Annotated in this window: 24 protein-coding genes and 1 pseudogene; 9 read left to right on the forward strand and 16 right to left on the reverse strand. The window is 49.5% G+C overall.

Features of this window, described 5'->3' with window-relative positions:
- Positions 1-69: 69 nt before the first annotated feature.
- The 3 genes from DXA93_RS11655 to DXA93_RS11665 form a co-directional block, all read right to left on the reverse strand.
- Entirely contained in the window at positions 70-1,026 is a 957-nt protein-coding gene (locus DXA93_RS11655; RefSeq protein WP_117509344.1) for a substrate-binding domain-containing protein, read from the reverse strand.
- A 73-nt stretch (positions 1,027-1,099) separates the two neighbouring features.
- Positions 1,100-1,324 (reverse strand): hypothetical protein, encoded by a 225-nt coding sequence (locus DXA93_RS11660; protein WP_119208368.1) that lies wholly within the window; start codon positions 1,322-1,324, stop codon positions 1,100-1,102.
- A gap of 90 nt (positions 1,325-1,414) precedes the next feature.
- The gene (locus tag DXA93_RS11665; RefSeq protein WP_243109222.1) at positions 1,415-2,551 is read right to left on the reverse strand and encodes an aldo/keto reductase; all 1,137 of its coding nucleotides are present in this window, start codon (positions 2,549-2,551) and stop codon (positions 1,415-1,417) included.
- Between the two features lie 355 nt (positions 2,552-2,906).
- Between DXA93_RS11665 and DXA93_RS11670 the strand changes: the two genes are divergently transcribed.
- Positions 2,907-3,995: an MFS transporter gene (locus DXA93_RS11670; protein ID WP_119208370.1), complete on the forward strand. Its 1,089-nt coding sequence runs from the start codon at positions 2,907-2,909 to the stop codon at positions 3,993-3,995.
- A 73-nt stretch (positions 3,996-4,068) separates the two neighbouring features.
- Here the strand turns inward: DXA93_RS11670 and DXA93_RS11675 are convergent, their stop codons facing one another.
- The 5 genes from DXA93_RS11675 to tsaE all read right to left on the reverse strand — a co-directional run bounded on the left by DXA93_RS11675 (position 4,069) and on the right by tsaE (position 7,266).
- A complete protein-coding gene (locus tag DXA93_RS11675; protein WP_119208372.1) occupies positions 4,069-5,067 on the reverse strand; it encodes an alpha/beta fold hydrolase in 999 nt (332 codons plus the stop codon).
- A 46-nt stretch (positions 5,068-5,113) separates the two neighbouring features.
- Positions 5,114-5,356 carry a hypothetical protein gene (locus DXA93_RS11680; RefSeq protein WP_022462249.1) on the reverse strand — a complete coding sequence of 81 codons (243 nt, stop codon included), beginning with the start codon at positions 5,354-5,356 and terminating at the stop codon, positions 5,114-5,116.
- Between the two features lie 168 nt (positions 5,357-5,524).
- Positions 5,525-5,980 (reverse strand): ribosomal protein S18-alanine N-acetyltransferase, encoded by a 456-nt coding sequence (gene rimI, locus DXA93_RS11685; RefSeq protein WP_179965869.1) that lies wholly within the window; start codon positions 5,978-5,980, stop codon positions 5,525-5,527.
- The gene (gene tsaB / locus DXA93_RS11690; protein ID WP_055220568.1) at positions 5,977-6,729 is read right to left on the reverse strand and encodes a tRNA (adenosine(37)-N6)-threonylcarbamoyltransferase complex dimerization subunit type 1 TsaB; all 753 of its coding nucleotides are present in this window, start codon (positions 6,727-6,729) and stop codon (positions 5,977-5,979) included. Before tsaB ends, rimI begins: the two co-directional genes overlap by 4 nt.
- A 117-nt stretch (positions 6,730-6,846) precedes the next feature.
- Positions 6,847-7,266: a tRNA (adenosine(37)-N6)-threonylcarbamoyltransferase complex ATPase subunit type 1 TsaE gene (tsaE, locus tag DXA93_RS11695; protein WP_022462246.1), complete on the reverse strand. Its 420-nt coding sequence runs from the start codon at positions 7,264-7,266 to the stop codon at positions 6,847-6,849.
- Positions 7,267-7,511: 245 nt separating this feature from the next.
- On the opposite strand from tsaE, the gene DXA93_RS11700 reads away from it, so the two are divergent.
- The 8 genes from DXA93_RS11700 (at position 7,512) to DXA93_RS11735 (ending at position 16,243) form a co-directional block, all read left to right on the forward strand.
- Positions 7,512-8,720, forward strand: coding sequence for an aspartate kinase (locus DXA93_RS11700; protein ID WP_022462245.1), 1,209 nt, complete (start codon positions 7,512-7,514; stop codon positions 8,718-8,720).
- 150 nt (positions 8,721-8,870) lie between these two features.
- Positions 8,871-9,389, forward strand: coding sequence for a peptidylprolyl isomerase (locus DXA93_RS11705; RefSeq protein WP_055227969.1), 519 nt, complete (start codon positions 8,871-8,873; stop codon positions 9,387-9,389).
- Positions 9,390-9,391: 2 nt separating this feature from the next.
- Positions 9,392-9,922 (forward strand): GNAT family N-acetyltransferase, encoded by a 531-nt coding sequence (locus tag DXA93_RS11710; RefSeq protein WP_022462243.1) that lies wholly within the window; start codon positions 9,392-9,394, stop codon positions 9,920-9,922.
- 470 nt (positions 9,923-10,392) lie between these two features.
- The gene (locus DXA93_RS11715) at positions 10,393-11,652 is read left to right on the forward strand and encodes a saccharopine dehydrogenase family protein (RefSeq protein WP_022462242.1); all 1,260 of its coding nucleotides are present in this window, start codon (positions 10,393-10,395) and stop codon (positions 11,650-11,652) included.
- Between the two features lie 4 nt (positions 11,653-11,656).
- Positions 11,657-12,790 carry a carboxynorspermidine decarboxylase gene (gene nspC, locus DXA93_RS11720; RefSeq protein ID WP_118697649.1) on the forward strand — a complete coding sequence of 378 codons (1,134 nt, stop codon included), beginning with the start codon at positions 11,657-11,659 and terminating at the stop codon, positions 12,788-12,790.
- The gene (gene aguA / locus DXA93_RS11725; RefSeq protein WP_119208374.1) at positions 12,762-13,892 is read left to right on the forward strand and encodes an agmatine deiminase; all 1,131 of its coding nucleotides are present in this window, start codon (positions 12,762-12,764) and stop codon (positions 13,890-13,892) included. The genes nspC and aguA overlap by 29 nt, the downstream gene beginning before the upstream one ends.
- Complete coding sequence (gene aguB / locus DXA93_RS11730) at positions 13,889-14,767, forward strand: N-carbamoylputrescine amidase (RefSeq protein ID WP_119208376.1); 879 nt, start codon at positions 13,889-13,891, stop codon at positions 14,765-14,767. The genes aguA and aguB overlap by 4 nt, the downstream gene beginning before the upstream one ends.
- Positions 14,768-14,845: 78 nt before the next feature.
- The gene (locus DXA93_RS11735; protein ID WP_119208378.1) at positions 14,846-16,243 is read left to right on the forward strand and encodes a Na+/H+ antiporter NhaC family protein; all 1,398 of its coding nucleotides are present in this window, start codon (positions 14,846-14,848) and stop codon (positions 16,241-16,243) included.
- Positions 16,244-16,335: 92 nt separating this feature from the next.
- Here the strand turns inward: DXA93_RS11735 and atpC are convergent, their stop codons facing one another.
- The 8 genes and pseudogenes from atpC to DXA93_RS20955 form a co-directional block, all read right to left on the reverse strand.
- Positions 16,336-16,737, reverse strand: a complete 402-nt coding sequence (gene atpC, locus DXA93_RS11740) for an ATP synthase F1 subunit epsilon (RefSeq protein ID WP_022462237.1) — start codon at positions 16,735-16,737, stop codon at positions 16,336-16,338.
- A gap of 14 nt (positions 16,738-16,751) precedes the next feature.
- Positions 16,752-18,152, reverse strand: coding sequence for a F0F1 ATP synthase subunit beta (gene atpD / locus DXA93_RS11745; protein ID WP_022462236.1), 1,401 nt, complete (start codon positions 18,150-18,152; stop codon positions 16,752-16,754).
- A 35-nt stretch (positions 18,153-18,187) separates the two neighbouring features.
- Positions 18,188-19,054: an ATP synthase F1 subunit gamma gene (gene atpG / locus DXA93_RS11750; RefSeq protein WP_055220552.1), complete on the reverse strand. Its 867-nt coding sequence runs from the start codon at positions 19,052-19,054 to the stop codon at positions 18,188-18,190.
- 18 nt (positions 19,055-19,072) lie between these two features.
- Complete coding sequence (atpA, locus tag DXA93_RS11755) at positions 19,073-20,602, reverse strand: F0F1 ATP synthase subunit alpha (RefSeq protein ID WP_119208380.1); 1,530 nt, start codon at positions 20,600-20,602, stop codon at positions 19,073-19,075.
- 9 nt (positions 20,603-20,611) lie between these two features.
- Positions 20,612-21,151, reverse strand: coding sequence for an ATP synthase F1 subunit delta (gene atpH, locus DXA93_RS11760; RefSeq protein WP_118697646.1), 540 nt, complete (start codon positions 21,149-21,151; stop codon positions 20,612-20,614).
- Positions 21,148-21,651 (reverse strand): F0F1 ATP synthase subunit B, encoded by a 504-nt coding sequence (gene atpF / locus DXA93_RS11765; protein WP_022462448.1) that lies wholly within the window; start codon positions 21,649-21,651, stop codon positions 21,148-21,150. The genes atpH and atpF overlap by 4 nt, the downstream gene beginning before the upstream one ends.
- Before the next feature lie 37 nt (positions 21,652-21,688).
- Positions 21,689-21,967, reverse strand: a complete 279-nt coding sequence (atpE, locus tag DXA93_RS11770; RefSeq protein WP_022462449.1) for an ATP synthase F0 subunit C — start codon at positions 21,965-21,967, stop codon at positions 21,689-21,691.
- 50 nt (positions 21,968-22,017) lie between these two features.
- Positions 22,018-22,778: pseudogene (locus tag DXA93_RS20955) on the reverse strand (F0F1 ATP synthase subunit A).
- Positions 22,779-22,899: the final 121 nt, after the last annotated feature.

The following is a 22,899-nucleotide window of genomic DNA, read 5'->3' on the forward strand; positions in this document are numbered from 1 at the left end:
CGGATACGGAAGTAAGAGCGATTTTCCATTGTTCGCCCTTACTTCTTTTTCCATTGCTTTATACATTCTTTATTTTACATCTGCCCAGTCGGTTGTGTCGCCAACATAGATGCTCTTTACCTGATCGCTGGTCAGCCCGTCGGTCGGGTTCTCTTTGTTTACAATGACAGCAATACCGTCGGTTGCGATTACGGTTGCGGTAAGCCCTGAGGATTTCTCCTCATCCTTTAAGTCACGGGATGCCATACCGATGTCGCAGAGACCGTCGCTTGCGGAAGTGATACCTGTTGTGGAATCGCTCTGCTGTACTTCGATGTTAGCGTTTGAATTTACTTTTGTATAAGCCTCTTTTAATTTTTCCATCAGTGGTGTTACAGAGGAAGATCCTGCTACCACAACCTTTTCACCGCTGCAGTTTCCTTCGTAGGCTTTGGTATCTTTGATTGCAATATATCCGTCATCTGAAACAACCTGCTGTCCGTCGGTGCTTAAGATGTAGTCCATGAAATCCTGCGCATCTGCGGAAAGACCGTCTTTTGTTACAATGTTGAACGGACGGCTTACTTTATAGGAACCGTTTTCTACGTTCTCTGCGCTTGCCTCTGCTCCGTCGATTTTCAGTGCTTTGACTTCATCATTTAAGGATCCAAGAGAGATATAACCGATTGCGTACTGGTTACCTGCCACTGTGCTCATCATAACGGAAGTATTGTTGGTGATCTGTGCATCAACGGTGGTGTTGTCTACTTTCTCACCTGCATCGTTTTTCTCTTCTACACCGAACAGCTCGATGAATGCACCTCTGGTACCGGAACCATCCTCACGGGAGATCACGCTGATCTGTCCGGAAAAATCTCCGCCTGCTGCGGTGCTGTCACCGTCTGTGCTGCCATCTGCCTCTGTTGCAGAAGCCTCTTTTGTAGTGTCTGCTGTGGAAGAACTGCTGCTATCGCTGCTTCCACATCCTGCAAGCATTCCTGCAGCCATCATTGCGGTTAAGGTGATTGCAATTACTTTTCTCTTCATAATATTCTTTTCTCCTCTTTTCACATGGGATTTTTGTGATTTCTATTTTGTAAAATCGCAATCCCGACATTTTTTACATTTCGTTTTTACAGGTTTCATCATAACAACGGCGTGTAAAATGCAAAATCTCAGAGATGTTAAGTTTATGTAAAACATGAGTTTTTTCTTTTTTACATTCCATTTTTCCGGTCGTAAACCGCTCCGTCACATCTCTCGCAAGTGGCACATTTTTTCTGCGCAGTGCGATCCTGCCCAAAGGATCTTTTTCTCCGCAGGAAATTCCAACAAGATTTCCCATAGAAAAAGGCTCCCCGGAATACTCTTTTTTCAGAGTATTCCGGGGAGCCTTTTTCTAAAGCATATGCAAAAGCGGATATTCGCAATCCTCTTATTCCGTCACCGGCACGTCAAGCTTTTCGGACGCTTCTTTTAACAGGTCAATGATCGGCAGATGCTGCGGGCATACACTCTCACACTGACCGCACTGCACGCAGTCTTCTGCTTTTCCCGATGTTTCCAGCAGCTTTTTATAATAATTTTTCGCGCGGTCTTCTTCTCCATACAGGCGGATGGTATTCAATGCCTTGAACACATCCGGAATCGCGATTCCCATCGGACATCCGTCGCAGCAGTAACGACAGGCGGTACACGGAACCGCCGGACTCTTTTTCAGCGCTTCCTGTGCTTTGGCGATCACTGCTTTTTCTTCCTCATTTAACGGTACAAAATTTCGAAAGGTTTTGATATTATCCTCCATCTGTTCCTCGTTTGACATACCGGAGAGCACGGTTGCAACACCCGGGAGGGAAGCCGCAAAGCGGAGTGCCCAGGACGCAATCGATGCATCCGGATGAACACGTTTCATCTCTGCTTCAATCTCTTTGCCTGCCGATGCAAGGGAACCGCCCTTTACCGGCTCCATAACAAGGAACGGCATATTGTATTTCCGAAGCACCTCATACAGTCGTCCGGACTGGATCAGCGGATTGTCCCAGTCAGCATAGTTCATCTGGATCTGGACAATTTCGACCTCCGGATGCTCGGAGAGAATCTTGTCAAGCAGCTCCGGCGTTCCGTGGAAGGAGAAACCAAAGTGTTTGATCAATCCCTCTTCTTTTTTCTTCTTGGCCCAGTTGAAACAGTCGTATTTCACATAGCCTTCATAGTTTGCGCCGTCTTCTACGCTATGCAGCAGGTAATAATCAAAGTAGCCTGCTCCGGTGCGCGCGAGCTGATCGTTGAAAATGCGGTCACGGCCTTCGATGCCCTCGTCCATCATCCACTGCGGAAGTTTGGTTGTCAGAGTAAAGCTTTCTCTCGGATGACGCTCTACCAGCGCTTTTTTCACGATGCTCTCCGATTTTCCGCCGCAGTACATATAGGCGGTGTCAAAATAGTTCATTCCGGAGGCAAGGTACGCATCGACCATTTTACAGATCTGCTCCAGATCCAGTTCTCCGTCCTTCTCCGGAAGGCGCATCATGCCAAATCCTAATTTCGGCATTTTTGTTACATCTACACTCATGATAAAATCCCCTTTCTTTTCCGCGGAAACCTTCGTTTCCTCAGTATTGTTGAGAAAATTGTAGCATTAAAGTATACTTGAAAGTCAATAGTTTTTTTTATTTTCGTCAAAATTTTTCTTTGACTTTTTCCGTTTCCGGTGGTATTCTGATAAAAAATTATGATTACAAAAGGAGTAGCACTATGATCTGGAAAAACCAGTTTCTTCACCTCACAAATGGCGATGTTTCAGCTGTTTATGGGGATAGTGCGCTCTTTTTTAAGTAAACTTCACATCTTGTATTCTTAAAATCACACAGAAAATGCACGTATCTCCCCATCAGAATTTTACTATATTTTGACAAGGAGATTTTTTTATGTCTGAGAAAAATACCAGAAAACAAATACGAACTTTATATCTTATGACCACGGTCGGCTATTTTCAGATTGCGGCGGCTTCGTGGGTTGCACTGCTCGCACTCCGTGGATTTTCGCTGCTGCAGATCGGGATGCTCGAAAGTATTTTCCATATCGTGAGCCTCTGCTTTGAACTCCCCTCCGGCGTTGTCGCCGATGTTTTCGGGCGACGGAAAACGCTGATTGCAAGTCAGATGGCCTCCCTGATTTCCGGTACGCTGATGATTTTTTCCACCGGCTTTGCTACAACGGCGCTTGCGCTTGGATGCAGTGCGCTCAGCTATAACCTTGCATCCGGCACACGGGAGGCACTTGCGTATGACAGTCTGAAGCAGAACGGGGACGAATGGTTTTATGCCCGTTTTTCTTCTACCGAAATGATGCTGTACCGTATCACCAATTCCACCGCAACGCTCTGCGCAGGCCTTGCCCTGTGGCTGGGATACCGGCGCGCGTATGCGATTGATCTCTTCTTCGGGCTGATTGCGCTTGGCATTTCATTCCGCCTTGCGGAAGTAAAAACGGACGCAACACCAGTTCATTATCCTGTTGGACAGGAAATCGTTTCGGTTGTGCAGGAAAGCTGGCAGTTTCTTGTCCGTGAGAAAAAAGCAAGAAATATTATGCTGGTGAACGCACTCATCGGTGCCGTTTCTACGCTGGTTCTCTTCTTTTTACAGGCGAAGCTGCCACTCACCGGCATGAACAGCGCGCTGCTTGGACCTGCCCTCTTCGTGATGGGACTCGGCGCGGCACTGGGATCGCGGATGACGGCATACTTTCACAAATACCGCTACCGCGCGATTCTGCTGTTTGGCACGATCAGTGTACTTTTCGCCTTTCTTATGAGCTTTACCGGACTGCCGGCCCTTATGGTCTTCGGCGGATTTGTCGGATCCTTTTCCGATGATTTTCTTGAAGTCCGGACCGATATTCTGCTCAATGACATGATCCCGTCCAGGCAGCGGGCGACGCTGATGTCGGTGAACTCGTTTGTCTTTTCCATGATTATGATCGTCCTTTCCACCGTATTTGGATGGATCATGTGATCGTCAAAAATTTACTTTCATTGAAAAACGCTCATCAGTTTTTTTGCTGATGAGCGTTTTTTTCAAAAAATGATCAAACACCGCCGCTCCCTGCCGGAACGCCGTCCGGGGTCTGCGGAGGTGTGCTTCCCCCCTCCACATTCTCCACCACTTTTTCTTTCTTCAACCACTTCCAGACATCGCCATATACGCGGTACTTCTCTTTCTCGTTCAGTATTTCATGCCGCATTCCCGGATACAGCTTTCCTCTGACATTGCGGTACCCGATCAGCCGCATATGGTCGATGGATTTTTTAAAGCGCCGCACATTCACATAACACGGATCATCCCCGCCGGACAAAAACAGCACCGGCAGCTTCCGGTTTGTGCAATGCCATCCATGAAATCCATACGTCTCCTTCAGCAGATCATTCAGCGCAAAAAAAGCATCATCCGAAAACGTAAAGCCACAGAGCGGATTTTCTTCATACTCCCGCACCACCTCCGGGTCCGAACAGCACCAGGCGAACCGGCTCTTCTCATCCGCAAACCGCGCCGCAAACGATCCAAACGACATCGCCTCCAGAAGATTGCTCCGATGCTCATCCCCGAGCACCGCCGCTTCTGCGTGTCCTACAGCCGCACCCAGCGGCCGCAGATAATTCTTGCTCGGTGAACCACACACAATCAACGCATCCAGCTCCCTATCATGTTCCTTCGCATACGTGCGCACAACCAGGGATCCCATACTGTGTCCCATCAGAATAAACGGCAGATCCGGGTACTCTTTTTTTGCCCATACCGTAACCTGAAACAGATCCTCCACAAGCCCTGCGCCGCCTGCGCCGTACATAAATCCGAGATCCTGCTCCGACTTCACACTCTTTCCGTGCCCGCGGTGATCATGAATCACACACACTATACCGTGTTCCGCCATAAACTCCATAAACGGCAGATACCGCTCCTTGTATTCGCTCATTCCATGGCTGAGCTGCAGAAGCGCCGTCCGCTGTACGCCCTCCTCCGGCTCCACCACAAGCCCGTCAAGCATCAGTCCATCCACCTTCGACTGAATCGTAAAACCTCTTTGCATTGCACCTTCCCCTTTCTTCCAGAACGATGCCGAACTGCCCGAAATTCTAAACCTCCGTGTCCTCCGAAATTTCCGGCGGAACCGCAAACGACAATGTAATCCGATCGTAGCACTCCTCGCACAGATCAAACTCATGCTTTTCCAGGTCCTTCCCGGAAAAGTACCCCCACGTCGTGTCGACCGAGCAGATCCCCTCCAGCAGCATTCCATTCTGTATTTTCATGCTTTTTCCGCAGCAGTTACACACCGCCGCTTCCAGCTCATTTGTGTTTTTGTTGTATTTCCGCATTTTTCTTCCTCCCGTGTATCAAAAAACGTTTCTTTCTTCGTTCCTGACACAAAACAGAAATCAGATTCTCCTGTGTCCTGTCGATTGTAACACATCTTTCCCGCCATTCCTACTGGGAATGAAAGGAAAGTCCTGTGCGTTAAATGCGTATACAATAACAATTTCTCTCTACCTCTTCGGAACCGATTCATCCGTCCGGCTCATCAGCACCGCATCCTCCTTGGGGAGATCGTAATACCCCTTCCTGAGGCCGTCCTGCACAAAGCCAAGACTCTCATACAGATTCCGTGCCGGCGTATTGCCGATGCGCACATCCAGATGAATCACGCGCACCTTTCTCTCCTGCATCCGACGGAACAGCTCTTCCATCAGTGCACGGCCGATGCCGCGTCTTCTCGCTTTTTCTGCCACGCAGACATTTGTGATCTCACTTTCATCAAAGGAAATCAGGATTCCGAGATATCCTAAAATTTCACCGTCCTCCTCTGCTACAAGAAACAGTGCGTCGTCACGGATCAGAAAGGTAAAAAATCCAGTTTCTGTCCATGGAATCGAAAAGTTGGCCTCCTCAATCGGCATCACCTGCTCCAGATCGTCGATCTGCATTTCCCGGATTGTGATCATTCGCTCTTCTCTCCGTTTTTCTGTTTTTTCAGCACATCGGCATGCTTCACAGATTCCCGTTCGGCTCTTTCCCGCTCCGCCTGCGATTTTCTCAGGTATTCCGGCTCATGCTCCTCGGCCGTCTGAATCTTTCCTTCTTTATAATAAACCTCAGCCAGTGCTGCGACTGCGGCCGCTCTCTGGCGGTTCACGTGCGCCGGTGCAAACGAAAACGGAATCGTAAGAAGCTCCTGCAATTTTTCCCGGTAAACCGCAACGCCGTCCCCGAGGAAAATCACTTCGTGGTCGAGGCAGTTCAGGCCCTCCGCCAGTGCCTCAATGCTCATCGTATCCTGTTCCCAGACCGTATCGAGACGATGATCCGTGTAGCAGTAAACTCCGGTATAGACCTGGTTTCTTCTCGCATCCATGATCGGGCAGACAAATTTGTTAGTATCCCATATATTGTACGCGATTGCCGCCGTCGTTGGAATGGAAATCAGTGGTTTTTCAAGTGCCAGACCAAGTCCCTTGGCTGTTGCAGAACCGATGCGAAGACCGGTAAACGAGCCCGGACCTCCGGCAACTGCAATCGCATCGATCGTCGAAAGATCCAGCTCTGTCATGTTCGAGATTTCATCCAGCATCGGAAGCAGAGTCTGGGAATGTGTTTTTTTATAATTTACGGTGTATTCCGCAAGCAGTGTGTCATTTTCAACAACAGCCACCGAAGCCACCAGGCCGGAGCTGTCCAGTGCAAGTATTTTCATAATTTTTTGTTTCCTTTCCGATATTTCCTTCCTGTGCAACTCATTTTGGCAGTCTGCCGGAAACAGGAATCTTTACGATTTCCTTTTGTTTTTCCACCACATTCAGGATTTTTTCTTTTATTCCACCGTAATTTTCCGGTAATCAAACCCTTTTTCGAGGTCTTTTTCTATCGTAATCGAAATCGCACCCTCCGGGATCAGCTCTTCAATCAGTTCTGCCCATTCGATCAGGCAGACACCCTCACCGAAAAAGTAATCATCGTATCCGATTTCTTCCATTTCTTCTATATCACCGATCCGGTAAACATCGAAATGATAAAATGGCAGACGTCCCTCAGTATATTCCTGAATAATGGTAAATGTGGGACTGTTGACTGCCTCTGTGATGCCAAGTCCTTTTGCAAAGCCCTGCGTCAGAACGGTTTTTCCAACACCAAGGTCTCCGTTTAATGTATAAATCTGGCCAGGCTTCGCCGCTTTTCCCAGCTTTTCGCCAAGGGCAAGCGTCTCCGACGCAGAATTTGTTTCTATGATCATATGCTTTCTTCTCCTCTTTTTCTGCCTATCATTTTAACACAAACAAAAAGGTAATACAACCGCAGAACGAAACCGCTTTTCCTTGTGCTTTTCCTTGCTTTTTCTATCTGTTTTCGCTATACTATGTATCAGAGTTTCGCGGCCCAAAAACGTCCCACTCCTGTTTTTTCGGCCCGGAAAACGCGGTAAAACACGCTCTGCGCTTTTGTCCGCGTAAATCAAAAAGGAAAGAGATCAAAACTGTTATGCTGACTGTAATGAAATTTGGCGGAAGCTCCGTCGCAGATCTTGCGCACATCCGCAATGTAGCACAGCGCTGCATCGAAAAACAGCAGGCCGGAAGCCAGGTCGTTGTCGTTCTCTCCGCGATGGGAAAAACGACGGACGGACTGATTGCAACCGCAAAACAGATTACGGAAAAACCGTCCCGCCGCGAGATGGATATGCTTCTTGCCACCGGTGAACAGGTTTCCGTTTCCCTGATGGCCATAACCATGATTCAGATGGGCGTCAGTGCTGTTTCTTTAAATGCCTGGCAGGTACCGATGCACACGACCTCCGATTATCAGAACGCGCGCTTCAAACGGATCGACACCGAGCGCATCCGTAAAGAGCTGGATGACAACAAAATTGTCATTGTCACCGGCTTCCAGGGGATCAACAAATACGATGATATCACAACGCTCGGACGCGGCGGCTCCGATACGACTGCGGTTGCCCTCGCTGCAGAGCTGCACGCGGATGTCTGTGAAATCTACACGGATGTAGACGGCGTCTACACCGCAGATCCGCGGATTGTACCGAATGCGCGCAAAATGGAAGAGGTAACTTACGATGAAATGCTGGAGATGGCTTCGCTCGGCGCAAAAGTCCTTCACAGCAGATGCGTGGAAATCGCAAAAAAATACGGCGTGGAACTTCTGGTCTGCTCCAGTCTGAACCGGAATTCCGGAACGATGGTAAGGGAGAAAACCAAAATGGAAAAAATGTTAATCAGCGGCGTGGCTGCCGACAAAAATGTGGCAAAAATCCGTGTTGCAGGCCTTGGCAACGATCCGGAGAGCACGTTCCGCCTCTTAAATTTACTGGATCGGAACAATCTGAACATCGATGTCATGATCCAGTCACTCGGAAAGGACGGCACAAAGTCCGTTTCCTTTACCGTTGCAAAGCCGGATATGCTGCGCACGATCGATGTGCTGAACGACAATAAGGATTCGCTCGGCATCAAAAAGCTGGATTATGATGAGAACGTGGCAAAGATTTCCGTCATCGGAGCCGGTGTCCGCTCCCATTCGGGCGTGGCTGCCAAAATGTTCGGCGCGCTCGCCAATGCAGGAATCAATACCGAGATGATTACCACCTCAGAAATCCGCATCACTGCCCTGATCGACGAAGCATACGCAGATCAGGCAATGCGTGCGATCCATGAGACATTCCTGGAGCGTGTCTGAAAAAAAGGGGGAACCCCTTTGATACCAGATTGCTACGTGCTTTGCACTCCGGCAATCATCAAAAACATTCGTAATCCGCCCATTTTTCTTCGAAAAATGGCTGCTTACGTCTTATCAAGAAATCGTTTAAAAATCAGGAGGAAAACAATGATGTCTAACCCAATCGTTACAATTACTATGGAAAACGGCGATGTGATGAAAGCAGAGCTTTACCCGGAAATCGCCCCGAACACCGTAAACAACTTCATCAGTCTGGTAAAAAAAGGCTTCTATGACGGCCTGATCTTCCACCGCGTCATCCCGGGATTCATGATCCAGGGCGGAGATCCTGCAGGCACAGGCGCCGGCGGCCCGGATTACTGCATCAAGGGTGAGTTCTCCCAGAACGGATTTGAGAACAACCTCGCACACACCCCAGGCGTTCTCTCCATGGCACGTACCATGTTCCCGGACAGCGCAGGAAGCCAGTTCTTCATCATGCACAAAGCTGCTCCGCATCTGGACGGCGCATACGCTGCTTTCGGAAAAGTAACAGAAGGCCTGGAAGTCGTAGATAAAATCGCATCTGTCAACACCGACTACAGCGACAAACCGCTGCAGCCGCAGAGAATGGCTACCGTTACCGTTGAGACCTTCGGCGTCGAGTATCCGGAACCGGAGAAATGCTAAGGATGAACGATGAACTGATGTTAGTTGAACCGTCGGAGGAATACTTCGCCGAGCTCGCCGCCTACCGGAACGATTTTCTGGAAAACAGCGATTCCATGGACGGCTGCGGACCGCTTCGCCGGTTTGATGATATGAAGGCGTATCTTGAAGATACCATGCGGTATACCAGAGAGGAGACTCTGCCGGAGGGCATGGTTCTCGCAACACAGTTTCTGTGCATCCGCAAATCAGACAACCGCCTTGTCGGCATGATTCAGGTGCGCCACTACCTGAACGATTTTCTGCGCACCTTTGGCGGCCATATCGGCTACTCCGTCCGCCCGTCGGAACGCAGAAAAGGCTATGCCTCCTGGATGCTGAAAAATGTGCAGCCGTACTGCAAAAGCCTCGGCCTTTCCGAAATTCTGGTCTGCTGCCTAGATACCAACGAGGGAAGCCGCAGAACGATCCTGAAAAATGGCGGCCGGTTCGACGGCACCGCTTATCGTGCCGATGAAAACAAAACACTGGAGCGTTACTGGATCACCCTGTGATTTTTAATCTTCCATTTCGCATAGCTCTGAATAGTTTCACAAATTTTTCTTGACATCCATGTCATTTCACTTTATAATTTGGAACTGCAAGCGAACAATTCTGTTCTTATGCAAAATATATGCCCCTGGTAAAAAACCGACGGACAGGCAGGGGTAGTTGCCGAGCGTGGTTAAGAGCCACATTATTGATTGCGTTAAAAGCGCAAATTTTATGAGTTGATTACTTTATAATCGATGCTCTACGACGAGCACATCATCTTATGAAACGGTCAATAAGAGTACGTGACTATATATTTCTGCATAGGAAAACAGGGAGAAGCTTGGATTTTTGTCCATCCCCTGAAGTTTGCACAATACGATCATGTATAAATTTCGATTTTTAGACAGATGATGCACGTCATCTGTCTTTTTTTCGTGCTTATAGCCAAAGATGAACCCAACACCATTTTCTGAAAAAGGAGAACCAAACAATGTCAAAAGTTATGATCATCGGATGCGGCGGTGTTGCATCCGTAGCCATTCACAAATGCTGCCAGAACAGTGAAGTATTTTCTGAAATTATGATTGCAAGCCGCACCCTTTCCAAGTGCGATGCTTTAAAAGAAAAGCTGGCTCCGACCACAAAAACCATTATCACAACAGCAAAGGTGGATGCCGACTGCACAGAAGAATTAATCGCCTTAATCAAACAGTATCAGCCGGATGCCGTATTAAATCTGGCTCTTCCTTATCAGGATCTTACCATTATGGATGCCTGCCTTGCATGTAAGGTTCCTTACATTGATACTGCAAACTACGAAGCAGAAAACACGGATGATCCGGCATGGCGTGCGATCTACGAAAAGAGATGCGAAGAGCTTGGCTTTTCTGCTTACTTTGATTACTCCTGGCAGTGGGCTTATATGGACCGTTTCAAGGAAGCCGGCATCACCGGTCTTCTCGGAACCGGCTTTGACCCTGGTGTCACCAGCGTTTTTGCAGCCTATGCACAGAAACACTATTTCGATGAAATTCACACGATTGATATTCTGGACTGCAACGGCGGCGATCATGGATATCCGTTTGCAACCAACTTCAATCCGGAAATCAACCTCCGCGAGGTATCCGCTCCCGGTTCTTACTGGGAAAACGGCCACTGGGTGGAAATTCCGCCAATGTCGATCAAACGGGAATATAACTTCGATGAGGTAGGCGAGAAGGATATGTATCTTCTTCATCATGAAGAAATTGAGGCTCTTGCCAAAAACATCCCGGGCGTAAAAAGAATCCGCTTTTTCATGACCTTCGGCCAGAGCTATCTGACTCATATGAAATGTCTGGAGAATGTAGGACTTCTCTCTACCACTCCGATTACCTTCAACGGGCAGCAGATTGTACCGATCCAGTTTTTAAAAGAGCTTCTCCCGGATCCTTCCACTCTTGGCCCGCGCACCGTGGGTAAAACCAATATCGGCTGTATTTTTACCGGTATCAAGGATGGAAAAGAAAGAAGCATTTACATTTACAACGTCTGTGACCACCAGGAATGCTACCGGGAAGTAGAGTCTCAGGCAATCTCCTACACCACCGGCGTTCCGGCTATGATCGGAACCATGATGGTCGTGAACGGCCTCTGGAACAAGCCGGGTGTCTACACCACAGATGAATTCGATCCGGATCCGTACATGGAAGCACTCAACAAGTGGGGTCTTCCGTGGAAGGTCGTAGAAAATCCTGTTTTAGTAGATTAAGCCTATGTATAAGATAAACGAACTGCCAACTCCCTGTTTTGTCATTGATGAAGGCAAACTGGAAGAAAACTTAAAGATCCTGCACCAGGTAGAAGAACGCACCGGTGCAAAAATTCTGCTGGCTCAGAAATGCTTTTCCTGCTTTTCGGAATATCCGCTGATTGGAAAATATATCAGCGGAACAACTGCCAGCGGACTCTATGAGGCGCGGCTTGGAAAGGAAGAAATGGGGCTGGAGAATCATGTGTATTCTCCGGCCTACCGCCCGCAGGATATGGAAGAGCTCGCACAGATCTGCGATCACATTATTTTCAATTCAGAAAAGCAGCTCCGAACGTACCTCCCTGTACTTAAGGCTTCCGGAACCGCAAAAGCCGGACTTCGCATCAACCCGGAATGCTCCACGCAGGAAGGCCATGCGATTTATGATCCCTGTGCGCCCGGCTCCCGCATGGGCATCCGCGCCTGCGATTTTACAGACGAACTGGCTGATCTTGTGGACGGTCTTCATTTTCATACCCTCTGTGAACAGAATTCGGATGATCTGGAAACCACGCTGCGCGCCGTGGAAGAAAAATTCGGCAAGTGGCTTTTTAAAATGAACTGGCTTAACATGGGAGGCGGACATCATATCACCCGTGAGGATTACGATATCGAACGCCTGATTTCCTGTATCAACCATATGAAAGAAACGTATGGTCTTCAGATTTACCTGGAGCCCGGGGAAGCATTTGCCTTAAACGCAGGCTACAATGTCACAGAAGTTCTCGATATTGTCGAAAATAACGGAAAAATTTTAATTCTTGACACTTCCGCCGCCTGCCATATGCCGGATGTGCTTGAGATGCCGTACCGCCCTCCGCTCAAAGGCAGCGGACTGCCCGGAGAAAAGCCTTATACCTACCGCCTTTCCTGCAATACCTGCCTGGCGGGCGACGTAATCGGCGAATATTCCTTCGATTCCCAAATCCGGATCGGTGACAGACTGTATTTTGAAGATATGGCGATTTATTCGATGGTAAAAACCAATACCTTTAACGGAATCCCACTCCCTTCCATCGCGGTGATGGACAAAGCTGGAAACTGCCGAATGATAAAGGAGTTTGGATATGAAGATTTCAAAAACCGATTGTCTTAGAACCCCAAAAGCCGATGGCTTTTACATGCCGGGCGAATTTGAGCCCCACGAAGGCACGCTGATGATCTGGCCGTGGCGCCCCGGTTCCTGGAATTACGGGGCAAAAGCGGCAAGAACGGCATTTGCAGAAATTGCAGAAGCAATTGCCGCTTATGAACAGGTTTATCTTTTCGTCCGGCCACAGGATAAAGCATCGGCACAGGAACTGCTTTCCTCCGACCGGATTCATCTGATCGAAGCCCAAACAGAGGATGCCTGGGCAAGAGATACCGGCGCTACGTTTGTGGTCAACGATCAGGGCGTTCGAAGAGGCATTCAATGGGAATTCAACGCCTGGGGCGGCCAGTATGACGGTTTGTATTCCCACTTTGAGCATGACCGTGAGGTTCCGGAACGAATCTGCAGTTTTCTCGGAGATTCCTTCTATAATGCCCGCCCCTTTGTTCTGGAAGGCGGTTCCATCCATGTTGATGGAGAAGGAACCCTGCTTACTACCGAAGAATGTCTGCTGAGTCCGGGGCGCAATCCTTCTCTTACAAGAGCGGAAATTGAAGAAAAGCTGCGTCAGTATCTTTCGGTTGAAAAAATCATCTGGCTGCCTTTTGGTATTTACAACGATGAAACCAACGGCCATATTGATAATATGTGCTGCTTTGTAAAGCCAGGAGAAGTGCTTCTTGCCTGGACAGATGACGAAAACGATCCTCAGTATGCCAGAAGCAGGGCCGCTTTTGATCTTCTCTCCCATACCGTTGACGCGAAGGGACGAAGCTTTGTGATTCACAAGCTGCCCATTCCAAAGCATCCCATCTGTATTACAGAAGAAGATCTTCTCGGCTATGATTTTGAAGCTGGCGAAGACCAGCGGGAAGCCGGCGAACGTCTTGCCGCCAGTTATATCAATTTTTACCTTGCCAATCACTGTGTCCTTCTTCCCCGGTTCGGCGATGAAAACGACACCGCGGCTGCAGAAATTCTCGGAAAATGCTTTCCGGATCGACGGATCCTCCCTGTCGATGCACGCGTCATTCTGACCGGCGGAGGCAACATTCACTGTATTACCCAGCAGATTCCGGCAAAGAAAAGAGGAAACAGATTATGAGAAATATAAAAATTGCCGCACTGCAGTTTTCATGCTGCAGCCAGGTACAGGAAAATATAGACAAAGCAGAGACCATGGTCCGTGAAGCCGCTTCCAACGGCGCCAATCTCATCCTTCTTCCTGAATTGTTTGAAAGACCGTATTTTTGTCAGGAAAAGCGATACGATTATTATGATTATGCCCTGCCTTTGACAGAAAATCCCGCCATCCGGCGTTTTCAGGCCGTTGCCGGAGAACTTGGGGTCGTGATTCCGGTCAGCTTTTATGAAAGGGATGTTCAGCGCCTGTTTAATTCCATTGCCATGATTGATGCAGACGGATCCATTCTTGGCGTTTACCGCAAGACCCATATCCCGGACGATCATTTTTATCAGGAAAAATTCTATTTCACTCCGGGAGATACGGGATTCAAAGTCTTTGAAACACGTTTTGGAACCATCGGCGTCGGCATCTGCTGGGATCAGTGGTTTCCGGAAACAGCACGATGTATGGCTGTTCAGGGAGCTGAAATCCTGCTCTATCCTACCGCGATCGGAAGTGAGCCGATCCTGAATGTAGACAGCAGCGGGCACTGGCGGCGCGTCATGCAGGGACATGCTGCCGCAAATCTTGTTCCGGTTGCTGCTGCAAACCGGATTGGTACCGAAATCGTAACGCCCTGTGAAGAAAATGGCGGCCAGTCCTCTTCTCTTACCTTCTACGGTTCTTCCTTTATTGCCGATGCAACCGGTGAGCTTGTGGCATCTGCCGGAAGAGATACCGAGGAAATCCTGTACGCCTCCTTCGATCTGGATGCCCTGCGCGAAGAACGTTTTTCCTGGGGGCTTTTCCGTGACCGGCGGCCGGAAACTTATCGTATCATGACGAAACAGTAAAGCTCTGTCTCTTCCTGTTGTAACTCTTCTTACAGCGGTGCGCTGCATCACATATTCTAACTACAAAGGAGAACCGCTATGCAATATGGAATTTTATGTCTGCTGCCGCCTGCGGCGATGCTGATTTTTGCATTAAAAACGAAAAAATCTTTCGAAGCTCTGATTTTCGGAACCCTGGTTGCCTATCTCATCATGTATAAAACGGCTTTTATCGGACCCTGGTGTGATCTGCTGCTTTCGGAGATCAGCAACGCAGATAACCAGTATATTCTTCTTCTCTGCGGACTGTTCGGAGGCTTCATCTTCCTGCTCCGCGAGGCAAAAGGAACACTTGGTTTTTCCAACCTGTTAAGCCGCTTCTGTAAAAATGAACGGATCACCATGATGATGTCGGTATTTCTCGGAATCATTATTTTTGTCGATGATTATCTCAACATCATGACCGTTGGAACCTGTATGAAGGATGTCTGTGATAAACGAAAAGTCCCACGCCAGGCCCTTGCCTATATCATTGACTCAACCGGTGCACCTGTCTGTGCACTGATTCCCTTTTCCACCTGGGTAGTTTTTTATTCCGGTGTTTTTATTCAGGAACCGGACATTCTCAATATGGGCTTTTCCACCGGTATGAGTGTTTACTTAAAAGTGCTTCCTTATATGTTTTATCCCATGGCTGCACTTCTGGTTGTCATTCTGTTTGCCTGCAAACTGATGCCAAAGCTCGGAAAAATGAAAGATGCCTATACCGATCTGGAAAAGAAAGAGCAGACACCGGAGCATCCAAAAATGCACAATGCCCCTTCCGTTGACATTGCCATGGCCGGAATGAGCGTTGATTACCCGCCCGAAAATACCAATCCCGGAAATATACTGGATTTTCTGATCCCCATCGGAATTCTGATCGGTGTGACAGTAGCCACACAGGATATGATGCAGGCGATTATTCTTGCTCTTGCTTCCTGTATGATTCTTTATCTTCCGCGGAAAAAAATGACCTTTACGCGGTACGTGGAACTGTTCTTTGCCGGCTTTGCAGATATTCTTCCGGTTCTCGCCATTCTTCTTGCATCCTTTATGATCAAGACTGCCTGCGGCGAAATGGGACTCTCGGAATACGTCATCAACCTGTGTGTTCCGTATATGAATGCCAAAACACTGGCAGCTATTATTTTTGTTGTCATTGCAGTTCTGACCTTTGTCACCAGCTCTTTCTGGGGAATTGAGGCCGTAGCCGTTTCCATCGTTGTTCCGCTTGCCATCGCCCTTGATGCTAATGTACTTCTGGCGCTTGGCGCTGTCGTATCCGGCGGTGTTTTCGGAAGCCATGCATGCTTCTATTCCGACGCAACGGTTCTTTCCTCCGCGACCTGCGAGATTGACAATATGTCGCATGCCGTGTCGCAGTTTCCTTACGTCCTGATCAGTGCTGCTCTCGCCGTAGCGGGATTCTTAATCTGCGGAATTTTTGCTCTTTAAAGACACACAGGAAATTTCAACGAAGTTTCCTGTAAATTAAAAAAGCCTCCGACGATAGGATTTTTCTGAATTCGTCGAAGGCTTTTTGTTTTTTATTCTTTTACACTCAGCCGCACCAGCGCACGCTGCAGCTTGGCTTCGGCAATACGGTATTCTTTGTCTGTCAGACCGCCGTTTGCCAGCGCCTGCTCGGCCCTGTGTTTGGCAGCCTCGGCGCGCTCTGCATCAATATCCTCTTCCCACTCCCAGGTCGTTGCCAGAACACGGCAGACCCCGTTCATCATGGAAAGCATTCCGCCGATGCAGGCGGCATTTCTTCTCGTTCCGTCCTCCAGCACAATATGCGCCTCGCCCATACCGAGTGCAGTGCAGTAATTGCAGTGCCCAGGCAGAATTGCCAGGTCGCCGCTGATGGTTCTGCAGACAACGCGCGCTACGTCACCCTCATAGAGAAGTCCGTCCGGCGTGCCGACACGTAAAGGAAATGTACTCATACGTCATTCCTCCTTTACTGATTCAGTGCTTTTGCTTTTTCAAATACCTCGTCGATGGTTCCTGCAAACAGGAAGCAGCTCTCCGGAAGATCATCGCACTCGCCGTCAAGGATCATGCGGAATCCGCGCAGAGTTTCTTTTAACGGCACGTATTTTCCTTCCATACCGGTAAACTGCTCCGCTACCGAGAAGCTCTGGGACAGGAAACGCTGTACCTTACGGGCACGGCTGACCGTCAGCTTATCCTCCTCGGACAGCTCGTCCATACCCATGATGGCGATGATATCCTGCAGCTCTTTGTATCTCTGCAGCACCTGCTGTACGGCACGTGCTACCTCATAGTGCTCATGGCCTACGATTTCCGGTGTCAGGATACGGCTGGTAGAATCGAGCGGATCAACAGCCGGGTAAATACCCTGGCTGGAGATTTCACGGGAAAGTACCGTCGTGGCATCCAGATGGGTAAACGTTGTTGCCGGAGCCGGGTCGGTCAGGTCATCGGCCGGCACGTAAACAGCCTGTACCGATGTGATGGATCCCTTTCTTGTGGAAGTAATACGCTCCTGCAGTGCGCCCATCTCGGTTGCCAGCGTCGGCTGGTATCCTACTGCGGACGGCATACGGCCAAGCAGAGCCGAAACCTCGGAACCTGCCTGCGTAAATCGGAAAATATTATCGATGAACAGCAGCACATCCTGATTTTTCACATCACGGAAATATTCTGCCATGGTAAGGCCGGAAAGTCCGACACGCATACGCGCTCCCGGCGGCTCGTTCATCTGTCCATAGACCAGTGCTGTCTTGTCGATAACACCGCTCTCTTTCATCTCGTTGTAAAGGTCATTTCCTTCACGGGTACGCTCTCCGACACCGGTGAAAACGGAAAGTCCGCCGTGTGCCGTTGCCACGTTGTGGATCAGCTCCATGATAAGGACTGTTTTTCCAACGCCGGCACCACCGAACAGACCGATTTTTCCGCCCTTGGCATACGGGCAGATCAGGTCAACGACCTTGATTCCGGTTTCGAGGATCTCCGTTGCCGGAACCTGTTCCTCATAGGACGGCGGATCGCGGTGGATCGGCCATTTTTCTGCTGTTTCCGGTGCCGGCTTATTGTCTACGGTCTCACCGAGCAGGTTGAACACGCGGCCTAAGCACTCCTCTCCGACCGGAACGGCGATCGGGCCGCCCGTGTCAACTGCTTTTGTTCCGCGGACAAGTCCGTCTGTGGACTTCATGGCAATGCAGCGGACCATGTTGTCGCCCGTCTGCTGCGCCACTTCCACAACCAGCTTCTCGCCGTGGTTGTCTATCTCGATGGCATTCAGAAGTGCCGGCAGCTCTCCTTCCGGAAAACGGATGTCCAGAACAGGACCCGTTACCTGCACAACCTCGCCAATGTGTTTTTCACTCATTTAACGACTTCTCCTCACTTTTCTTGTTTCCACTCTTACACGCCTTCCGCACCGCCGACGATCTCCGTGATCTCCTGCGTAATGCTTGCCTGACGGGCACGGTTGTAATACAGATTGAGCTGTTCAATCATCTCCTCTGCATTTCCCGTTGCCGCCTCCATTGCGGTACGGCGTGCCGCAAGCTCACTTGCCACACTCTCACAGATACCGCCGTAGATCAGGCCGCCTAAGTATTCCGGCACAATCGCTTCGAATACCTCGACACCGTTTGGCTCATACAGGATCAGATTTCGGATTTTTTTCGCTTCCGGATCCTCTCCATCCTCTTTTGCAATGTCAATCAGAGGCAGGATCGGCACGGAAACCGGCATCTGCGACAGCATCGACACGAATTTTGTGTAACAAAGCTCCACATGTCCGAAGGTCCCTTTCCGGAACTCACGGCACAGCGCGCGCGCGATCTCAAAGCTGTCTGCCACGGAAAGATTTGCGATCTCGGCAAAGCTGTCCGTCAGAATGTCCAGCTTCCGGGATTTTGCATACTCCACTGCCTTTTTGCCGACCGGAACCACACAGATCTCTTTTCCTTTGGCATCTGCCTCAAAGCATCGGAACAGATTCGCGTTGTATCCGCCCGCAAGGCCGCGGTCTCCGGCAACCAGCACGTAGCAGCATTTCTCGTTTTTTGCCTCTTTTGCATAAATGGAATAAAATTCCGTGTTTCCTTTTGCAATATCCTGCAAAGTGCGGTACAGCTCCTGAAAATACGGACGGCAGGTATCAGCCCGCTCCTTCGCTTTTCGCAGCTTGGAGGACGCTACAAGTTCCATCGCCTTGGTAATCTGCATCGTGCTTTCGACACTTTTGATCCGCAGCTTTACGGCTTTCATGTTTGCAGCCATAGGCTCCTCCTTCTTTCCTTATTTTGCAGGTCTTGTATTGATAAAGTTTTCGGTGTACGATTCGAGCGTACTTTTCAGCTTCTCTTCGGTATCTGCCTCGAGTTTTCCGGTTGCGGAAATCTCCTGCATCACGGCAGCACCCTCTGCGTCGGTATCAAGCCAGGTATACAGTCCGTCCTCATAGGCGCGGACATCCTCAGCTGCAACCTTTGACAGAATTCCTTTCGTTACCGCATAAAGAATGGCCACCTGTTTTTCTACCGGAACCGGTGCATTCTGGTTCTGTTTTAATACTTCCACGATACGCACACCCTGCTCCAGACGCGCCTTTGTATCGGCATCCAGATCGGATCCGAACTGTGCAAAGCTTGCCAGCTCGCGGTACTGGGAATAGATCAGTTTCAGAGTTCCGGCTACCTTCTTCATCGCCTTAATCTGCGCATTTCCACCGACACGGGATACGGATACGCCAGGGTTTACCGCCGGCATAACGCCCGAGTGGAACAGCTCTGTCTCAAGGAAAATCTGTCCGTCTGTGATGGAGATAACGTTCGTCGGAATATAGGCGGAAATATCGCCCGCCTGGGTCTCAATGATCGGCAGGGCCGTCATGGATCCGCCGCCGTGTTCATCGTCCAGCTTTGCGGCACGCTCCAGAAGTCTGGAATGGAGATAGAAAACATCTCCCGGATAAGCCTCACGTCCCGGTGGACGGCGGATCAGCAGGGAGAGTGCACGGTATGCAACCGCGTGCTTACTTAAGTCATCATAAATGATCAGCACATCTTTTCCCTGATACATAAAGTACTCGCCCATGGCACAGCCGGAATACGGTACGATATACTGCAGCGGGCTCGCTTCGGATGCCGTCGCTGCCACGACGATGGTGTACGCCATTGCGCCGTTCTTCTCAAGATTTTCTACTAAGGACGCTACTGTCGAACGTTTCTGTCCGATGGCAACGTAGATACAGATCACATCCTTGCCTTTCTGATTCAGAATGGTATCGGTTGCGATCGTTGTCTTTCCGGTCTGACGGTCTCCGATGATCAGCTCTCGCTGACCTCTTCCGATCGGAACCATGGAATCGATCGCTTTAATACCGGTCTGCAGCGGCTGATTAACACCTTTTCTCTCACAGATGCCCGGTGCCGGGCTTTCAATCGGACGGTACTCTGCTGCCGTAATCGGGCCTGCGCCGTCGATTGGCTGGCCGAGCGCGTTGACAACGCGTCCGATCATACCTTCTCCGACCGGAACCGAAACGACCTTTCCCGTTCTTTTTACAAGCTGTCCCTCGCTGATGTTCTCGCCGGAACCGAATAAAACGACAGATACACTGTTTTCCTCGAGGTTCTGTGCCATTCCATAGCTTCCATCCTCAAACTCCAGCAGCTCGCCTGCCATACAGTTCGAAAGACCGCTGGCTCTCGCGATTCCGTCTCCGACCATCAGAACGGTGCCTGTCTCATCCTGCCGGATCGCATTTTCATAATATTTGATCTGGCTGCGGATGACCTTGGATATTTCTTCTGGTTTCAGTTGCATGTTTTCCTCCTACACCACTGTATCGCTGATTCTTCTGGAAAGCTCGGACAAACGTCCCTTTACGGTTCCGTCAAACAGCTTTCCGTCGAGTTCTACGCGGACACCCGCCAGAACGGACGGATCGGTTTTCAGTTCCATCACGACCGTTTTTCCACTCATTGTTTCCAGTTTTTTCTTCAGAAGCTCTTCCTGTTCCTTCGACAGGGATGCTGCGCTCGTCACAACTGCCTCGGCAATGTTGTGCGCCGCAAAGTATCTGCGCTGAAACGCTTCCTGGCATCCGCCGAATTCCCGGAGAAGATTTTTTTCACACAGCAGTTTGATAAAATTGACCAAATACGGTTCCGCCTGGCTGCCAAATGCCGCGTCGATCAGCCCGATCCGCTCTTTTCGCGGAATCGAAGGCTCCGATAAAAGGCGCGGATACTCCGGATTTTCCCGGAACAGAGCTCGGATCTCCTTCATCTCGGAAAGGATTTCCTCCTCGAGATGCTCCTCTGCGGCCAGCTCATACAGGCTTCCACCGTATACTCTGGCAGTTTCTGTCATGATGCTTCACCTACATTCGATATAAATTCATCTATCAGCTTCTCATGGTCTTTTTCATTAATCTCACGTTCAATGACCTTTCCGGCAATATCCATGGCAATGCCGCCGATCTCGCCTTTGACTTCATTGACCGCTTTCTTTTTCTCCTGGGCAATCTCTTTTTCTGCCTTGTTTTTCAGGGCAGCTGCCTGTTCGGAAGCCTCTTTTACGATTTTCTCGCTCTGCAGCGTCGCTGTCTTTCTGGCGCTTTCGAGAATCTCGTTGGCCTTTGCCTTGGCCTCCTGCATATTCTGCTCATATTCCTCTTTGATGGCGTTGGCTTCTTTTTTTGCCGCCTCTGCGTCTGTAATCTCCGCATCGGCTGCCGCACGCCGTTTTTCCAGCATCTCATTGATCGGTTTGAAAAGGAACCGTTTGATCAGATACATCTGGATGAAGAGGTTGCAGATCTGTGCGATAAAAGTCCAGGGGACAATTCCTACCAGTTCCTGAACCTGCATAGTTTCTTTCCTCCTAGCAATCATTTACTCCTTGCAACTATTTCAGGAAGTTCATGAACATTCCCGGTGCTACGAAGATCAGAAGCAGGCCGGTTACGAAACCGTAAATACCTGTGGTCTCTGCGATCGCACAGCCAAGAAGCATCGTACTTGTTACATCACCTTTGCATTCCGGCTGACGTCCGATTGCCTCAAGTGCCTTTGCTACGGCGTTACCTTCACCGATACCAGGTCCGATACCTGCGATCAGGGAGCATCCTGCGCCGATTGCGCATCCTGCGAGAGCGATACCTTTTGCTAAAATCTGAAAATCCATCTTGTTTTCCTCCTGTATTTTCTTTTTGTAAACCTCATTTTTTAATCTCTTTAGCCTTCCTCTGCTGCATTCGCAATGTACATGACAGTCAGCATACAGAAAATAAAGGCCTGCATCACGCCGGAGAACCAGTCAAAATAGACCGACAGAACAGCCGGGACACCGACGTCCAGAATCGGGATCTGTGAAAGGGTTCTTCCGAGCACGCCGGGAAGCAGTCCCAGCAGCTTTCCACTTGCCAGTGCCAGCGATCCGTAAATCAGGGCATTGATGACAACGCCGGAAAGGATGTTTCCAAAGTGACGGCACGCCATACTGATCGGCGTTGCGAGCTCCGACAAAACGTTAAACGGTGTCATAACCGCAATCGGAGTCGTGAAGCCCTTCAGATATCCGCCAAAACCGTTGGTTTGATCTTCTGTGTGGTGATCATGATGAAAACCACAACAGCCCAGGCCGCCTCGGTGGAAAGATCTGCTGTCGGACTTCGAAGTCCGATCAGGCTGATCAGGTTCGAGACAACGCTGGTCGCGAAAAGCGCCGACACAAAAGGAATCAGATAGCGGAATTTTTCTCCCATGTTGCCGATGACAAATTTGTTTGCGGTTTCCACAATCATTTCTGCCACCGCCTGGCGTTTGGAGATGTTCCGTATCTTCAAATCTCTTGTAAGCCAGATGCAAAGTCCGGTAATGAGTGCCATTACAATCCAGCTTACCACCAGCGTTTCGCTGATCTGAATTTTCCCGAACAGCGGAAAATCGATCGGGATCGTAAAAAAGACTTTTGCACCGGAGATATCAACCTCCATTCTCTTTTCTCACCTCCTCTGTATGAGATAAAATAAAAAATTTGAACCTTTTGTCAAAGCGGATCTTCACAATCCGCTTCGCTGCTTGCTCATAACCGAATCGCTGCTTCGCAGTTTCGGT

Source organism: Blautia sp. OF09-25XD (assembly GCF_003482095.1).
In the GTDB taxonomy this organism is placed as follows: domain Bacteria; phylum Bacillota; class Clostridia; order Lachnospirales; family Lachnospiraceae; genus Fusicatenibacter; species Fusicatenibacter saccharivorans.

Excerpts from the sequence above, each read along its gene's own strand:
- DXA93_RS11655 (WP_117509344.1), bottom strand. The coding sequence starts at position 1,026 with ATGAAGAGAAAAGTAATTGCAATCACCTTAACCGCAATGATGGCTGCA.
- DXA93_RS11660 (WP_119208368.1), bottom strand. The coding sequence starts at position 1,324 with ATGGGAAATCTTGTTGGAATTTCCTGCGGAGAAAAAGATCCTTTGGGC.
- DXA93_RS11665 (WP_243109222.1), bottom strand. The coding sequence starts at position 2,551 with ATGAGTGTAGATGTAACAAAAATGCCGAAATTAGGATTTGGCATGATG.
- DXA93_RS11670 (WP_119208370.1), top strand. The coding sequence starts at position 2,907 with ATGTCTGAGAAAAATACCAGAAAACAAATACGAACTTTATATCTTATG.
- DXA93_RS11675 (WP_119208372.1), bottom strand. The coding sequence starts at position 5,067 with ATGCAAAGAGGTTTTACGATTCAGTCGAAGGTGGATGGACTGATGCTT.
- DXA93_RS11680 (WP_022462249.1), bottom strand. The coding sequence starts at position 5,356 with ATGCGGAAATACAACAAAAACACAAATGAGCTGGAAGCGGCGGTGTGT.
- rimI (WP_179965869.1), bottom strand. The coding sequence starts at position 5,980 with ATGATCACAATCCGGGAAATGCAGATCGACGATCTGGAGCAGGTGATG.
- tsaB (WP_055220568.1), bottom strand. The coding sequence starts at position 6,729 with ATGAAAATACTTGCACTGGACAGCTCCGGCCTGGTGGCTTCGGTGGCT.
- tsaE (WP_022462246.1), bottom strand. The coding sequence starts at position 7,266 with ATGATCATAGAAACAAATTCTGCGTCGGAGACGCTTGCCCTTGGCGAA.
- DXA93_RS11700 (WP_022462245.1), top strand. The coding sequence starts at position 7,512 with ATGCTGACTGTAATGAAATTTGGCGGAAGCTCCGTCGCAGATCTTGCG.
- DXA93_RS11705 (WP_055227969.1), top strand. The coding sequence starts at position 8,871 with ATGTCTAACCCAATCGTTACAATTACTATGGAAAACGGCGATGTGATG.
- DXA93_RS11710 (WP_022462243.1), top strand. The coding sequence starts at position 9,392 with ATGAACGATGAACTGATGTTAGTTGAACCGTCGGAGGAATACTTCGCC.
- DXA93_RS11715 (WP_022462242.1), top strand. The coding sequence starts at position 10,393 with ATGTCAAAAGTTATGATCATCGGATGCGGCGGTGTTGCATCCGTAGCC.
- nspC (WP_118697649.1), top strand. The coding sequence starts at position 11,657 with ATGTATAAGATAAACGAACTGCCAACTCCCTGTTTTGTCATTGATGAA.
- aguA (WP_119208374.1), top strand. The coding sequence starts at position 12,762 with ATGAAGATTTCAAAAACCGATTGTCTTAGAACCCCAAAAGCCGATGGC.
- aguB (WP_119208376.1), top strand. The coding sequence starts at position 13,889 with ATGAGAAATATAAAAATTGCCGCACTGCAGTTTTCATGCTGCAGCCAG.
- DXA93_RS11735 (WP_119208378.1), top strand. The coding sequence starts at position 14,846 with ATGCAATATGGAATTTTATGTCTGCTGCCGCCTGCGGCGATGCTGATT.
- atpC (WP_022462237.1), bottom strand. The coding sequence starts at position 16,737 with ATGAGTACATTTCCTTTACGTGTCGGCACGCCGGACGGACTTCTCTAT.
- atpD (WP_022462236.1), bottom strand. The coding sequence starts at position 18,152 with ATGAGTGAAAAACACATTGGCGAGGTTGTGCAGGTAACGGGTCCTGTT.
- atpG (WP_055220552.1), bottom strand. The coding sequence starts at position 19,054 with ATGGCTGCAAACATGAAAGCCGTAAAGCTGCGGATCAAAAGTGTCGAA.
- atpA (WP_119208380.1), bottom strand. The coding sequence starts at position 20,602 with ATGCAACTGAAACCAGAAGAAATATCCAAGGTCATCCGCAGCCAGATC.
- atpH (WP_118697646.1), bottom strand. The coding sequence starts at position 21,151 with ATGACAGAAACTGCCAGAGTATACGGTGGAAGCCTGTATGAGCTGGCC.
- atpF (WP_022462448.1), bottom strand. The coding sequence starts at position 21,651 with ATGCAGGTTCAGGAACTGGTAGGAATTGTCCCCTGGACTTTTATCGCA.
- atpE (WP_022462449.1), bottom strand. The coding sequence starts at position 21,967 with ATGGATTTTCAGATTTTAGCAAAAGGTATCGCTCTCGCAGGATGCGCA.